Origin of the sequence: Pseudooceanicola sp. LIPI14-2-Ac024 (assembly GCF_042188925.1) — a bacterium.
In the GTDB taxonomy this organism is placed as follows: Bacteria; Pseudomonadota; Alphaproteobacteria; order Rhodobacterales; family Rhodobacteraceae; genus Pseudooceanicola.
Genome location: NZ_CP170102.1, coordinates 3,868,817 through 3,881,535, shown reverse-complemented (window position 1 = coordinate 3,881,535; position 12,719 = coordinate 3,868,817). Strand labels below are relative to the sequence as shown.

General features: G+C 67.0%; 10 protein-coding genes. 8 read left to right on the top strand and 2 right to left on the bottom strand.

The annotated features are described in order from the left end of the window. The first annotated feature begins 11 nt into the window (after window positions 1–11). From ACE2AC_RS19075 to ACE2AC_RS19050, 6 genes are all read left to right on the top strand, one after another. Entirely contained in the window at window positions 12–1,094 is a 1,083-nt protein-coding gene (locus ACE2AC_RS19075; protein WP_375689266.1) for an ABC transporter permease, read from the top strand. A 25-nt stretch (window positions 1,095–1,119) separates the two neighbouring features. Beyond that, window positions 1,120–2,040 (top strand): ABC transporter permease, encoded by a 921-nt coding sequence (locus tag ACE2AC_RS19070; protein WP_375689264.1) that lies wholly within the window; start codon window positions 1,120–1,122, stop codon window positions 2,038–2,040. A gap of 31 nt (window positions 2,041–2,071) precedes the next feature. Continuing rightward, window positions 2,072–3,154: a BMP family ABC transporter substrate-binding protein gene (locus ACE2AC_RS19065; RefSeq protein WP_375689262.1), complete on the top strand. Its 1,083-nt coding sequence runs from the start codon at window positions 2,072–2,074 to the stop codon at window positions 3,152–3,154. A 223-nt stretch (window positions 3,155–3,377) separates the two neighbouring features. After that, entirely contained in the window at window positions 3,378–4,706 is a 1,329-nt protein-coding gene (locus ACE2AC_RS19060; protein WP_375689260.1) for a methyl-accepting chemotaxis protein, read from the top strand. 127 nt (window positions 4,707–4,833) lie between these two features. Further along, entirely contained in the window at window positions 4,834–5,919 is a 1,086-nt protein-coding gene (locus tag ACE2AC_RS19055; protein WP_375689258.1) for an NAD(P)/FAD-dependent oxidoreductase, read from the top strand. 11 nt (window positions 5,920–5,930) lie between these two features. Next, entirely contained in the window at window positions 5,931–6,734 is an 804-nt protein-coding gene (locus tag ACE2AC_RS19050) for a GH25 family lysozyme (protein ID WP_375689256.1), read from the top strand. A 222-nt stretch (window positions 6,735–6,956) separates the two neighbouring features. Here the strand turns inward: ACE2AC_RS19050 and ACE2AC_RS19045 are convergent, their stop codons facing one another. Then, window positions 6,957–9,455: an FAD-dependent oxidoreductase gene (locus ACE2AC_RS19045; protein WP_375689254.1), complete on the bottom strand. Its 2,499-nt coding sequence runs from the start codon at window positions 9,453–9,455 to the stop codon at window positions 6,957–6,959. 130 nt (window positions 9,456–9,585) lie between these two features. Beyond that, a complete protein-coding gene (locus ACE2AC_RS19040) occupies window positions 9,586–10,689 on the bottom strand; it encodes a hypothetical protein (protein WP_375689252.1) in 1,104 nt (367 codons plus the stop codon). A 303-nt stretch (window positions 10,690–10,992) separates the two neighbouring features. Here ACE2AC_RS19040 and ACE2AC_RS19035 point away from each other — a divergent pair, with 303 nt between their 5' ends. Beyond that, window positions 10,993–11,751: an electron transfer flavoprotein subunit beta/FixA family protein gene (locus tag ACE2AC_RS19035; protein ID WP_375689251.1), complete on the top strand. Its 759-nt coding sequence runs from the start codon at window positions 10,993–10,995 to the stop codon at window positions 11,749–11,751. Beyond that, on the top strand, window positions 11,751–12,677 hold the full coding sequence (locus ACE2AC_RS19030) for an electron transfer flavoprotein subunit alpha/FixB family protein (RefSeq protein WP_375689249.1): 927 nt from the start codon (window positions 11,751–11,753) through the stop codon (window positions 12,675–12,677). Before ACE2AC_RS19035 ends, ACE2AC_RS19030 begins: the two co-directional genes overlap by 1 nt. The last annotated feature ends 42 nt before the right edge of the window (window positions 12,678–12,719 follow it).

Below are 12,719 nucleotides of genomic sequence, written 5' to 3'. Positions count from 1 at the left end.
GGGGGTGCGACGTGCTGAGGCTCGAGAAACGGCGACAGCCGTCGCAGACCTGGGCCTATGCCACGCCGATCCTGGCGGTGATCGCCACTCTGATCTTCGGCGGGTTGCTCTTTGCCGCGCTCGGCAAGGATCCCCTGGTCGCGATCCGAACGATCTTCTGGGACCCGCTGTTCGGGCAGCACGCGTTCTTCTACCGGCCGCAACTGCTGGTGAAGGCGGCGCCGCTGGTGCTGATCGCGATCGGGCTTTCGCTGGGGTTTCGCGCGGGGATCTGGAACATCGGCGCCGAGGGCCAGTACATCATCGGCGCACTCTGCGGCGCCGGGGTGGCGCTGGCGTTCTACCCGCTCGAGGCGTGGTGGCTGTTCCCGTTGATGGTCGTCGCCGGGGCGCTCGGCGGTTTCCTCTGGGCGATGATCCCGGCGCTGCTGAAGGTGAAATTCGGCACCAACGAGATCCTCGTGTCGCTGATGCTGGTCTACGTGGCCGAGCAGTTGCTGGCCTCGATGTCGCTGGGCCTGATGAAGAACCCGCAGGGGTTCGGATTTCCGGGCAGCCGCAACCTGCAGCAGTACCCGAGCGCGCACAACGCCGAGATCTTCGCGGGCACGGGGATGCACTGGGGCGTGGCCTTTGCCATCATCATGGTGATAGTCGCCTATGTCCTGCTGACCCGTCACCTGACCGGTTTCCAGATCCGCCTGACCGGCGAGGCGCCGCGGGCCGCGCGGTTCGCCGGGGTGGTGCCGGCGCGGCTGATCATCTTCTGCCTCGGCATCGGCGGGGCGCTCGCCGGGCTGGCGGGGATGTTCGAGGTCTCGGGCCCCTCGGGGCAGGTCTCGATCGACTTCAACGTCGGCTACGGCTTCACCGCGATCATCGTCGCCTTCCTCGGCCGGCTGCACCCGGTGGGCATCCTGCTGGCGGGGCTGCTGATGGCGCTGACCTACATCGGCGGCGAGATCGCGCAGTCGAACCTCGGCCTGCCGGCCGCCGCGATCCAGGTGTTCCAGGGGATGCTGCTGTTCTTCCTGCTCGCCGTCGACGTGCTGACCAACTACCGCATCCGCATCGGCGGGAGGGCCGCGGCATGACCATTTCCGACCGGAGGAGCCTCGCATGGACCTGAGCGCGATCAATCCCGTTCTGCTCATCGCCTCGCTCATGGTGGCGTCCACCCCGATCCTGCTGGCCGGCATCGGCGAGCTGGTCGTGGAACGCGCGGGCGTGCTGAACCTGGGCGTCGAGGGCATGATGATCACCGGCGCGATCTGCGGCTTTGCCATCGCGGTGAACACCGGATCACCTGCCGCGGGCTTCGTCGGCGCGGCGGTCGGCGGCGCGTTGCTGTCGCTGCTCTTTGCCGGGCTGACGCAGTTCGCGCTGGCCAACCAGGTCGCCTCGGGCCTTGCGCTGACACTCTTCGGGCTGGGGCTTTCGTCGCTGCTGGGGCAGAGCTATGTCGGGATCAAGCCGCCCTCGACGCCGCGCCTCGACATCCCGGTGCTGAGCGATCTGCCGGTGGTGGGGCGCATCCTCTTCGGCCATGACCTGATGGTCTATGTCAGCGTCGCCATCGTGGCCGGTGTCTGGGCCTTCCTCAAGTTCACCCGCGCAGGCCTGGTCCTGCGCGCGGTCGGCGAAAGCCACGATGCGGCCCACGCCCTGGGCTACAAGGTGAAACGCATCCGGGTCATGGCGATCATGTTCGGCGGCGCCTGCGCGGGACTGGGCGGCGCCTATGTCTCGCTCGTCCGGGTGCCGCAGTGGACCGAGGGCATGACCGCGGGCGCGGGATGGATCGCGCTTGCCCTCGTGGTCTTTGCCTCGTGGAAGCCGTGGCGCGTCCTGCTCGGTGCCTATTTGTTTGGCGGTATCACGGTGTTGCAGCTTAATCTGCAAGCGGCAGGTATTGCGATTCCCGTCGAATACCTTTCCATGAGCCCATACCTGATCACCATCCTCGTGCTGGTCATCATGTCCGCGGACAAGAGCCGCGCTCCGGCCTCGCTGGGCCGGATATTCCACGCCTCGCAATGAGGCGTCACTTACGACTGAGGGGAGTACATCCATGAAAAAGAGAACATTCCTGACCAGCGCCGCCGTTGCGCTGGCGCTTGCCGCAACCGGCGGCGCGGCCATGGCGCAGGACAAGACCAAGGTCGGGTTCGTCTATGTCGGCCCGGTGGGCGACGGCGGCTGGACCCATGAACACGACGTCGGCCGCAAGGCGGTCGAGGCCGAATTCGGCGACAAGGTCGAAACCGTCTACGTAGAGAACGTGCCCGAGGGCCCGGACGCCGAACGCGTGATCACCCAGATGGCGCTCGACGGCGCCGACCTGATCTTCACCACCTCCTTCGGCTTCATGGACCCGACGATCAACGTCGCGGCCAAGTTCCCGGACGTGAAGTTCGAGCATGCCACCGGATACAAGACCGCCGACAACGTCGGCACCTACTCGGCACGCTTCTACGAGGGCCGTGCGGTGCAGGGCACCATCGCGGGCCAGCTGACCGAGAGCAACATCATCGGCTACATCGGCTCCTACCCGATCCCCGAAGTGATCCGCGGCATCAACTCGGCCTACATCCACGCCAAGAAGGTCAACCCGGACGTCCAGTTCAAGATCGTCTGGGCCTTCACCTGGTTCGACCCGGCCAAGGAAGCCGACGCCGCCAAGGTCCTGATCGAACAGGGCGCCGACGTGATCCTGCAGCACACCGACTCGACCGCGCCGCAGGCCGCCGCGGAAGCCGCGGGCAACGTCTATACCTTCGGCCAGGCGTCCGACATGGCCGAGTTCGCGCCGAAGCCGCGCGTCAGCTCGATCATTGACAACTGGGCGCCCTACTACATCCAGCAGACCAAAGCCGTGATGGACGGCACCTGGACCAGCCAGCAGACCTGGGACGGCATCGGCCCCGGCATGGTCGGCATCGGCGAGATCACCGACGCGGTGCCCGCCGAGGTCAAAGAACAGGCGCTGGCGCTGAAGGACAGCATCGCCTCGGGCGAGTACCACCCGTTCACCGGCCCGCTGAAGAAGCAGGACGGCTCTGACTGGCTGGCCGAGGGCGAAGTCGCCGACGACGGCACCCTGCTGGGCATGAACTTCTACGTCGAAGGCATCGAAGGCGAGATCCCGCAGTAAGACCCGCGGGAGAGATCAAGCAAAAGGCCCGGCCCGCGCCGGGCCTTTTCGCATTTGTGGCCGGTGCCGGTCCCGGTTCCTTCGGCCAATCATTTAGAATTCTCGCTGCATCCGCGGCAGAATTACAGGTTCCGTAAACATCCCGCCGCTAGAACGCCCCGGACAGTTTCGAAGGGGAACGCGAATGCTAGGGTCCATTCTCGGCGGCAGGACATCATCCCGCATGACGTCGAACCGCCCGGAAGCGCAGCGCGAGGCGGCGCTGGCCCAGATGGTCATGGCGACGCAGGCGGTGATCCACTTTGCGCCTGACAGCGAGATCATCTTTGCCAACGACAACTTCGTCGCGGCCCTGGGCTATGACCGGGTGGAAGACATCGTCGGCCGGAACCACGAGTTGTTCGTGGACCGCGCCTATGCGGCCTCGGCCGAATACGCGGAGTTCTGGAGCACCCTGCGGGCCGGCCACGATCATGCCGGCGTCTTCAAGCGCATCCGCAGGGACGGCGCGGCGATTTACATCCGGGCGACCTATGCCCCCGTCCTCGACGCCGAGGGCCGCGTGGAGCGGGTGATCAAGGTGGCCACCGACATCACTGACCGGCAGCTGACACAGCAATTGCTCGAGGACGGGCTCGACGCATTGCGCGCCGGGAACCTGACGCCCGCCACCTTCGACACCTCCTACGAAGAGGTGCGGAAGATGGGCACCGACTTTAACAGCATGGTGGCCTCGCTCTCCGATTTCGTCCGTGCGGTGCACGGCGCCTCGGCCCGGGTCCAGAGCATCTCGGGCGACCTCGACTCGGCCTCGGATGACCTGGCGCGGCGCGGCGAGAGCCAGGCGGCGTCGCTTGAGCAGGTGGCGGCCGCCATCACCGAGCTTTCGGCCTCGGCGGAAAGCTCGGCCCAGCGGGCCAAGGAGAGCTACGCGCTGACCAAGGCCTCACAGGACCGGGCCGAGGAAGGGCGCAAGGTCGTCGATGCCGTCACCAAGGCCATGAACGAGATCGAGTCCGCGTCGAGCCAGATCGGCAAGATCCTGACCAGCATCGACGAAATCGCGTTCCAGACCAACCTCCTCGCCCTGAACGCCGGGGTCGAAGCCGTCCGCGCGGGTGAGGCCGGGCGCGGCTTTGCGGTGGTCGCCTCCGAGGTTCGGTCGCTGGCACAGCGGTCCTCGGAATCCGCGACCGAGATCAAGAACCTCGTCCGGTTGAGCCACGACAAGGTCAAGAACGGCGCGCAGCTGGTCTCACAGGCCGACGAGGTTCTCAGGAACATCTTTCAGCAGATCAGCACGATCTCGGACAACGTCCAGTCAAACATGCAGACCCTGGATGAGCAGTCGCTCACCATCTCGGAAATCAATACGGCCACGACGCAGCTGAGCCACGATACCGAGCATAACGCCTCAAGCATCCGCGCCTCTGCGGACATGAGCAAGCGGCTCAAGATCGAGGCGGACGGCCTGCTGCAGCAGGTACAACGCTACCGCGTCGAACCCCAACAGGTCGCGGCGTCGATCACGCCATTCCGGCAGGCATCCTAGCGCCGCAGCCCGCACGATCCCGATCCGCGCGGCCGCGCAGGGGCCGGACACGATCATGCCACGCGCTTTCGACTGGATGCCGTCACAGGGGTCTTGCCAGTGGCGCTGAGCCTGCCATCTTAGCGCCATGACCACCCCTCATGACTTCCTGATCATCGGCGGCGGCGTCGCCGGCGTTTCGGTCGCGGCGCGCCTGGCGCCGCTTGGTTCCCTCCTGCTGCTCGAAGGCGAAGAGGCACTGGCCTACCACGCCTCGGGCCGCTCGGCCGCGATGTTCCTGGAAAGCTACGGCAATGCCACCGTACGCGCCCTGAACTCGGCCAGTGTCGATCACCACACCCATGCCGATGGCGGTGTGCTCTCGCCGAAACCGATGCTGCTGATCGGACGGCGCGGCGAAGAGACGGCCTTTGCCGAGGAAATGACCTCGTTCGGGATGACCGAGCTGTCGGTGGCCGAGGCGCGCGGGCTGGTTCCGATCCTGCACCCCGAGGTCGTCACCCGCGCCGCCCTGCGCGACGACACCAGCGACCTCGACACCGACCTGCTGATCCAGAACTTTGCCCGCGCCGCCCGCACGGCGGGGGCCGAGGTCCGCACCCGCGCGCGGGTCACGGCGATCGCGCGAGACGGCGGGGTCTGGCGCGTCACCGCAGGCGGCGAAGAGATTACCGCGCGGGTGCTGGTCAATGCCGCGGGGGCCTGGGCCGACGAGGTCGCCGCCATGGCCGGTGTCGCGCCGATCGGCATCGTCCCGCACCGCCGCTCGATGGCGCGGATCCCGGCCCCCGGCGGGCACGACACCCGAGACTGGCCCTTCATCGACGCGGTCGGCGAACGCTGGTACGCCAAGCCCGACGCCGGCAAGCTCATCGTCTCGCCCTCGGAGGAGGATGCCACCGAACCGCACGACGCCTGGGCCGACGACATGGTGCTGGCCGAAGGCCTCGCGCGGTACGAGGAGATGGTGACCGAACCCGTCACGCGGGTCGAACATTCCTGGGCCGGCTTGCGCAGCTTCGCACCGGACCGCGCGCTGGTGATCGGGCGCGATCCGAAGGCGCCGGAGTTCATCTGGCTCGCCGGCCAGGGCGGCTATGGCTTCCAGACCGCGCCCGCGGCCAGCCAGCTGGCCGCCGACCTGATCGCCGGCCGCGCGCCCGCCCTGCCCGCCGCGGTGATCGCCGCGCTCTCTCCCACCCGCTTCGCCTGACAGGTCCGACCATGTTCCGCAGCTTTGCCGCCGCCCTTGTCCTTGCCACGCTTGCCGCCTGCGGCGGTGGCTCCGCGCCGGAGGGCGAGAACCGTACCCCGCCGGTGATCCGCGCCGTCGCGGGCCTGCCCGCGCAGTTCAGCGATCGGAAGCCGCACGAATGGCACGGACGGGTGCCCGCGCAATACGCGGTGCACGGCACCGACGTGTCCCGGTTCCAGGGCCGCATCTACTGGGACCGCGCCGCCGCCGCCGGCATGCAGTTCGCCTGGATCAAGGCCACCGAGGGCGGCGATCGCGTCGATCCGCGGTTCGAGGAAAACTGGCGCGGCGCGGCGGCGGCCGGCATTCCGCGCGGGGCCTACCACTTCTACTACTGGTGCCGCCCCGCCGCGGAACAGGCCCGCTGGTTCATCCGCAACGTCCCGCGCAGCCCGGGCGGCCTGCCGCCAGTGCTCGACATGGAATGGACGCCGTTTTCGCCGACCTGCACCATCCGCCCCCCGGCCGAGCATGTGCGGCGCGAGGCCAAGATCTTTCTCGACATGCTCGAGGCGCACTACGGCACCCGGCCGGTGATCTACTCGACCCCCGACTTCTTCCAACGCAACGAGATGGACCGTCTGGGCAATTACGAGTTCTGGCTGCGCAGCACCGCCGATCACCCGTCGCAGACCTATCCCGGGCATCGCTGGACGTTCTGGCAATACAGCGGCACCGGCCTCGCCCCCGGGTTCTACACGGATGTCGACCTGAACGTCTTCAACGGCTCGGCGTCCGACTTCCGCGCCTGGCTCAGCCGCCGCAGGCAGTGACGCCGACGGGGGCTGCATGCCCCTCTGCCCCTGCGGATTTGGGTCCAAGGGGGTAACCATCCATTAACCAGAATCTCCGACGCTGGTCGGGCGGCACAGGTGGAGACCGGTGACCGCACCAGGGAAGGGCCAGCCGCCTTTCTCGCAGGGGGCCGGGCCTGCCGGGACGGTCCCCTGCTATCCCCTGGTTTCAGGTTCCGTGGCGGCTGGCGCCCCGCCCGGTCAGCCGTCCTTGCGGATCACCGCGTTGGTCGGATCGTAGGGGCTGTCCTCGGCGATCTCGGCATCCCAGAGCTGGTTGAACATCCTCACCTTGAGCTTCGTGCCCGGCACCGCGAGGTCGGGGCGGACATAGCCCATGCCGATGGACTTGCCGAAGGCCACCGAATACCCGCCCGAGGTCAGGCGACCCACCTTGGTATCGCCGTCGTAAAGCGCCTCGCGGCCCCAGGGATCGGCGTCGCCCGGCCCGTCGATCAGGATCGTCACGCATTGCGAACGGATACCCTTGTCCAACATCGCCTGCTTGCCGCGGAACTCCTTGTCGAGATCCACGAAGCGGTCGAGCCCGGCCTCGAGCGGGGTGGCGTCGCGGCCCAGTTCGTTGCCGAAGGCGCGATAGGATTTCTCCTGCCGGAGCCAGTTCTGGGCCCGGGCGCCGACCAGCTTCATGCCGTGCTTCTCGCCTGCTTTGAGCAGCTGGTCCCAGAGGTAGGTCTGGAACTCGACCGGGTAATGCAGCTCCCACCCCAGTTCGCCGGTGTAGGCGACGCGGACGGCGACGACCGGGCACATGCCCAGCTCGATGTTGCGGCACGACAGCCACGGGAACCGCTTGTTCGACAGCGCGGTCTCGGGGTCCGGATCCTTGATCAGTTCTTTCAGGATGTCGCGCGACTTCGGCCCGGCGAGGGCAAAGGCACCGTAGCGGGTGGTCCAGTCCTCGACGTTGATGCGGCCGAACTCGTGTTCCTTGTCCGCCACCAGCTTCAGCAGGTTGTCGCGGTCATAGGCGTGCCAGGCGCCGGCCGAGATCAGCACCCAGTGCTCCGGCGTCTCCCGCAGGATGGTGTATTCGGTGCGGGTCGTGCCGGCCTCGGTCAGGGCATAGGTCAGGTTGATCCGACCGGGCTTGGGCAGCTTGTTGGTGGTGAACCAGTCGAGGAACGCCTCCGCCCCCGGCCCGGTCAGCACGTGCTTGGCAAAGGCCGAGGCGTCGATCAGGCCCGCCGTCTCGCGGATCGCCTGCGCCTCTGCCTGCGCGTATTGCCACCAGCCGCCGCGGCGGAAGCTGCGGGCGTCGTGGTCGAAGGAGGACGGCGCGTCCTTCGGCCCGTAGTAGTTCGGCCGCTCGAAACCGTTCACCTGGCCGAACTGGGCGCCGAGCGCCTTCTGCCGGTCGTAGACCGGGAAGGTCCGCAGCGGGCGGCAGGCTTCGCGTTCCTCATCGGGATGGTGGAGGATGTAGACGTGCTCGTAGCACTCCTCGTTCTTGCGCGCCGCGTACTCGGTCGTCATCCACGCGCCGTAGCGCTTGGGGTCGAGCGAGGCCATGTCGATCTCGGCCTCGCCCTCCACCATCATCTGGGCGAGGTAGTGACCGGTGCCGCCAGCCGCCGTGATCCCGAACGAAAATCCTTCGGCCAGCCACATGTTGCGCAGCCCCGGCGCAGGGCCGACCAGCGGGTTGCCGTCCGGCGTGTAGCAGATCGGGCCGTTGAAATCGTCCTTCAGACCGACGTGCTCGGAGGACGGAATGCGGTGGATCATTGACATGTATTCCTCTTCGATCCGCTCGAGGTCGAGCGGGAAGAGGTCGGCGCGGAAGCTGTCTGGCACGCCGTATTCGAAACGCGCGGGCGCGTTGCGCTCGTAGGGGCCGAGGATCCAGCCGCCGCGCTCCTCGCGGACGTACCACTTGGCGTCGGCGTCGCGCAGGACCGGGTGCTGTTCGTTGGTCTTGCGCCATTCGACAAGCGCCGGGTCGGGCTCGGTCACGATGAACTGGTGTTCGACCGGGATCGCCGGGGTCTTGATGCCCAGCAGTTTCGCGGTGCGCTGCGCGTGGTTGCCGGTGGCCGTGACGACGTGTTCGGCGGTGATCACCACCTGCTCGTCCGAGGCGACGAGGTTGCCGCCCTTCTCGACCATCTTCGAGCAGGTGACGCGCCATTCCGACCCGGTCCAGTCGTAGGCATCGACCTGCCACTTGCGCTCGATCGTCACGCCGCGCTGGCGGGCACCCTTGGCCATCGCCATCGTCACGTCGGCCGGATTGATGTAACCGTCCGTCGGGTGGTAGATCGCGCCTTTCAGATCCTCGGTGCGCACCAGCGGCCAGCGGTCCTTGATCTGCGCGGGGGTCATCCATTCATAGGGCACGCCCGCCGTCTCGGCCGTCGAGGCATAGAGCATGTATTCGTCCATCCGCGCGTCGGTCTGCGCCATGCGGAGGTTGCCGACCACGAAGAAGCCCGCGTTCAGCCCGGTCTCTTCCTCCAGCGACTTGTAGAAATCGACCGAGTACTTGTGGATGTGGGTCGTCGCGTAGCTCATGTTGAAGAGCGGAAGCAGGCCGGCGGCGTGCCAGGTCGAACCGCTCGTCAGTTCGTCGCGTTCCAGCAGCATGACGTCGGACCAGCCCGCGCGGGCAAGGTGGTAGGCGATCGAGGTGCCGACGGCGCCGCCGCCGACGACAAGGGCTTTTACGTGGGTTTTCATGGCACAAGGCTCCGCTGGATTGCCGGTCCACATATGGCCGAGAATCCGGAAGCGCCGCACCTGTCATCCGACGCCTGAACGCACAAAACCGACCACGTTGCGGACGGTTGCGGTCAGACCGGGCAGCGCCTCAGTCCGAGGTGACGGTGCAGCGTTTCATCGCGCCGACCATCTGGCAGCTGCCGCCCCCCGCCGCGGCGCGGCGCACCGTCGTGTCGCTGCCGCTGCTCGCGCGGTTGACACGGACCTCGGCGGGTTTTTCCGCCTCGTCCTCGGCCGCCCCGCCCGAGAAGAACCCCGCGATCCGGGTGGTGATCGAGGCCTCGTCCGCGGTCGCCTGCGCTTCGGGCGCCTGCGTGGCGAGCGCCCCGCCGATCGCCTTGAACCCGTCCTCGGCCCTGGCGCCCTCGGCCCTGAGACGGTCGATGCGTTCGGCCTCCATCTGCGCGGCAAGCGAGGGCTGCTCGTCCAGCGGCAGGGTCGGCACATGCGACCCGACATCGGCAAGCGGCGTGGCCAGCATTCCGTTCAGCGCGTCGTAGTCTATACCGGCGATGACCTCGTAGATCGCCGCTTCGTCGGCCTGCGCGTACACCGTGATCTCGATCCCGTCGCCCACCGAAGCGCGGTAGATGCGATAGGCGGTGACCGGGTCCGACGCCTGGCCGCCCCGTTCGATGCGGTAGGGCACGCCCTGGACCAGAGCAAAGGACGGCCGTGCCGAGGCCATGTTGCCCATGGCCATCGACATCGCCATGCCGGCAAAGCCGCCCGGTTGCCGGGCCGAGGTCTGCGCGATGTGAAGTGCGATGCGCTGGTCGCCCTGCTGGTAGACGGCGGTCTGATCCGCACGGCGCCGGTCGGCGGCCGAGGCCATCTGGCCGATGATCTTTCCGGTGGCGCTGTTCGCGATCGCGTCCTGGAGCTGTCGTTCCTGTTCGGTCACCTCGCGCGGCGGGTCGATCAGGACAGCGTCCTCGTCCAGCCAGCCGCGCCGGTTCCAGCCTTCGGGGGCGGCGGGATAGGTCGCCAGCATCGCCTCGACCGTAGCTTCCGGCCCGTGCGCGTCCTCCTGCGGCATGACCTTGCCGACGAGTGCAGCGGCATCGGACAGGTCGAACCCACCCGCTGTGCCATCGGCGTTTCGGGATTGGGTGTAGCGGTCGACGGCAAGGAAGGCGACGGTGCCACAGGCGACGACACCGGCAAGGGCGAGGAACTGGTATTTCGACACGGCGCTGCTCTCCTGCTGGTCTGGCTCGGGCGGACTTTCGCGGGCAAACGGGCCGAAAATGAGGTATCGGTCAGGCACTTCTGGGCAGGCGAAGACCCCGTGCACCGGCCGGTGGACGCAGCGGCACGTAAATTCCGCAAAGCGGAACAGAAACCCGCGTATCGGACAAAACGTCGCGTTCCATGCGTGAAAAGCGGCCTTTTTTGACTGTCACGCCCCGGATCGACAAGCTATCAACGCGCGGGAGAACGCATAAATCACCGCGAATCCGCGGTGTGACGATCAATAGAGGAGACCGCGCAAATGAAGGTGCTCGTGCCTGTCAAACGCGTGATCGACTACAACGTGAAGGTCCGCGTGAAATCGGACGGCAGCGGTGTCGATCTCGCCAACGTCAAGATGTCGATGAACCCGTTCGACGAAATCGCCGTCGAAGAGGCCATCCGCCTGAAAGAGGCCGGGAAGGCCGAGGAAATCGTCGTCGTCTCGATCGGCGTGAAGCAGGCGCAGGAAACCCTGCGGACCGCCCTCGCCATGGGTGCCGACCGCGCGATCCTGATCGTCGCCGCCGACGACGTCCACCAGGACATCGAACCGCTGGCCGTCGCCAAGCTGCTGAAAGCCGTGATCGACGAAGAGGCTCCGGGTCTCGTCATCGCCGGCAAGCAGGCGATCGACAACGACATGAACGCCACAGGCCAGATGCTGGCCGCTCTGACCGGCTGGTCGCAGGCGACCTTTGCCAACAACCTCGAGATCGATGGCGACAGCGCCGTGGTGTCGCGCGAGGTGGACGGCGGTCTGCAGACCATCAAGGTCAAGATGCCCGCCATCGTCACCGCCGACTTGCGCCTGAACGAACCGCGCTACGCGTCGCTGCCGAACATCATGAAGGCGAAGAAGAAGCCGCTGGATGAAAAGACCGCCGCCGACTACGGCGTCGACGTCAGCCCGCGCCTTGAGATCGTGAAGACCTCGGAGCCGGCCGCACGTCAGGCTGGTGAGATGGTGGCCGACGTGGACACCCTCGTGGCGAAACTCAAAGAGAAGGGGATCGTGTAATGGCCGTTCTTCTGCTTGCCGAAGTCACCGACGGCGCGCTGGCGATGGATGCCACCGCGAAAGCCGTCTCTGCCGCCAAGGCCCTGGGCGACGTGACCGTTCTCTGCGCCGGCGCATCTGCCGCCGACGCGGCGAAGGAAGCCGCCACCATCGATGGCGTGTCCAAGGTGCTTTGCGCCGAGGATGCCCTCTACGGCCACCGCCTGGCCGAGCCGACCTCGGCGCTGATCGTGTCGCTGGCCGGCGATTACAGCCACATCGTGGCCCCGGCGACCACCGATGCCAAGAACATCATGCCCCGCGTCGCGGCCTTGCTCGACAGCATGATCCTGACCGACGTGACCGCCGTGGTCGATGCCGACACGTTCGAGCGTCCGATCTACGCCGGCAACGCGATCCAGACCGTGAAGTCGAAGGACGACAAGAAGGTCATCACCTTCCGGACCTCGACCTTCGAAGCGGCCGCCACCGGCGGCTCGGCCTCGGTCGACAACGTGGCGGCCGGTGACAACCCGGGCCTCAGCGAGTGGGTCGAGGACAAGGTTGCCGAAAGCGACCGTCCTGAGCTGACCTCGGCCAAGATCGTCGTCTCCGGCGGTCGTGGGGTGGGTTCGGAAGAGAACTTTGCCCTGATCGAGAAGCTGGCCGACAAGCTTGGCGCGGCGGTCGGTGCATCCCGCGCCGCGGTCGACTCGGGCTATGCCCCGAACGACTGGCAGGTGGGTCAGACCGGCAAGGTCGTGGCGCCCGAGCTCTATGTCGCGGTCGGCATCTCTGGGGCGATCCAGCACCTCGCGGGGATGAAGGACTCCAAGGTGATCGTCGCGATCAACAAGGACGAAGAAGCCCCGATCTTCCAGGTGGCCGACTACGGCCTCGTCGCCGACCTCTTCGAGGCGGTGCCGGCGCTGACCGAAAAGCTCTGAGGTGGCGGTGCGTGCTTAGCACGCACACTACGGATGGTTTTG

Excerpts from the sequence above, each read along its gene's own strand:
- ACE2AC_RS19070 (WP_375689264.1), top strand. The coding sequence starts at position 1,120 with ATGGACCTGAGCGCGATCAATCCCGTTCTGCTCATCGCCTCGCTCATG.
- ACE2AC_RS19065 (WP_375689262.1), top strand. The coding sequence starts at position 2,072 with ATGAAAAAGAGAACATTCCTGACCAGCGCCGCCGTTGCGCTGGCGCTT.
- ACE2AC_RS19060 (WP_375689260.1), top strand. The coding sequence starts at position 3,378 with ATGACGTCGAACCGCCCGGAAGCGCAGCGCGAGGCGGCGCTGGCCCAG.
- ACE2AC_RS19055 (WP_375689258.1), top strand. The coding sequence starts at position 4,834 with ATGACCACCCCTCATGACTTCCTGATCATCGGCGGCGGCGTCGCCGGC.
- ACE2AC_RS19050 (WP_375689256.1), top strand. The coding sequence starts at position 5,931 with ATGTTCCGCAGCTTTGCCGCCGCCCTTGTCCTTGCCACGCTTGCCGCC.
- ACE2AC_RS19045 (WP_375689254.1), bottom strand. The coding sequence starts at position 9,455 with ATGAAAACCCACGTAAAAGCCCTTGTCGTCGGCGGCGGCGCCGTCGGC.
- ACE2AC_RS19035 (WP_375689251.1), top strand. The coding sequence starts at position 10,993 with ATGAAGGTGCTCGTGCCTGTCAAACGCGTGATCGACTACAACGTGAAG.
- ACE2AC_RS19030 (WP_375689249.1), top strand. The coding sequence starts at position 11,751 with ATGGCCGTTCTTCTGCTTGCCGAAGTCACCGACGGCGCGCTGGCGATG.